General features: G+C 31.8%; 2 protein-coding genes. One reads left to right on the top strand and one right to left on the bottom strand.

The features are described 5' to 3' along the window. Positions 1-33: 33 nt before the first annotated feature. The gene (locus AC1DUW_RS29030) at positions 34-429 is read right to left on the bottom strand and encodes a GyrI-like domain-containing protein (RefSeq protein ID WP_477644213.1); all 396 of its coding nucleotides are present in this window, start codon (positions 427-429) and stop codon (positions 34-36) included. Between the two features lie 435 nt (positions 430-864). Here AC1DUW_RS29030 and AC1DUW_RS29025 point away from each other — a divergent pair. Then, on the top strand, positions 865-1,363 hold a 499-nt coding region (locus tag AC1DUW_RS29025; protein WP_477644212.1), incomplete at its 3' end, for a GntR family transcriptional regulator.

Below are 1,363 nucleotides of genomic sequence, written 5' to 3'. Positions count from 1 at the left end.
CCCTATATTTTATAGGGTTCTTTTGTTAATGCATTAATTAATCGCTATATGTATTTCCACTTTTCCATCAGGATAATATTTTTCATAATCCAGGCTATATGCCCTATTCAACTTTTTTTCATCTTCAAGCTGCCATATCTTTTTCCAAGTTTCACCTATGGAATGCTCATCTTGTAAACATTCAAACACTTTATATTCATTTTCTGGAATAATAATTTTTTCATTTGACACTGGAGTTTCAGTAGCAATAGTTAAAGTATAGTCACCACGATAATTACTTGTGTATTGATGGTAAACCCCATACTTAATATCATTTTCAATATTGAAATCATTCATTTTATTCCATAATGACCTAATTTTATCGAATAAATTTTCATCCGTGAAATTATTAGTGCGAATATCGCCAATAATATATACTTCTTTACTCATTATATCCTCACTCCTTTGTATAAATTTGGTTTTTTAGTTAATTGTATCATAGTCAGAAAAAAAGAATCTCCTTATTCAAAATAACAAACGGAAGCATAGTTGAAAAACATAAAGGGGACCAAGTTTTTTTGTCCGCTTTTAAATACCAACATTAATAATTATATAATCTATACAAAGGAGAGGATGTGTCTAAACAGATGAAAAACTCCGTCTTCCATAGAACGACATTATTACGTAGAGTAGAAAAATTAAAGATTGAACTAAAGTAAGCGTAGCAGAAGGTTACTTTCTTTTGAAATAAAAGGTGGATTTTCAGAAATATTGTATCCAATAATTTTTAGATTGGATACAATATCTTTTATTTTTACTATTGTAATCGTTTTATATAGTTGTTATAGTTAAAATTGTATCCAATATTGAAAGGTGGAAGATAAATTGGATAATGCTAATAGAGATAAGTCAACAATCGTAAACAATGTAACAAAAAGTCTTAGACAAGCAATTTTAAACGGGACACTGAAAAAAGGCGAGCGTTTAATTCAAGAGGAATGGGCTGAACGATTAGATGTAAGCAGAATGCCCATTCGAGAAGCGCTTACACAGCTTCAAATGGAAGGTTTAGTGGAAATGGTTCCACACAAAGGAGCTATCGTCACTCCAATAACCCGAGATGATATTGAAGAAATCTACCACACTAGGTCTCTTCTTGAAGGCCTTGCTGTTGAAAAGTCACTTCCCTATTTAACAGAAGAAGACAAAAAACAATTAGAGAAAATATTGATTGAAATGGAAGAGATTCAGTTATCCGATGTAACAAATGAACACTATATTCAATTGAATGCGGCTTTTCATGAAACCCTTCGAAAAGGTTGTCCATGGCCTAGGGTTCAAAAAATGGTAGAAACGCTAGGTATCTCGCCAATTGCGCCCAACT

This window comes from Peribacillus sp. P4_C12, assembly GCF_056402095.1.
This window is presented reverse-complemented; position numbering and strand designations above follow the sequence as displayed.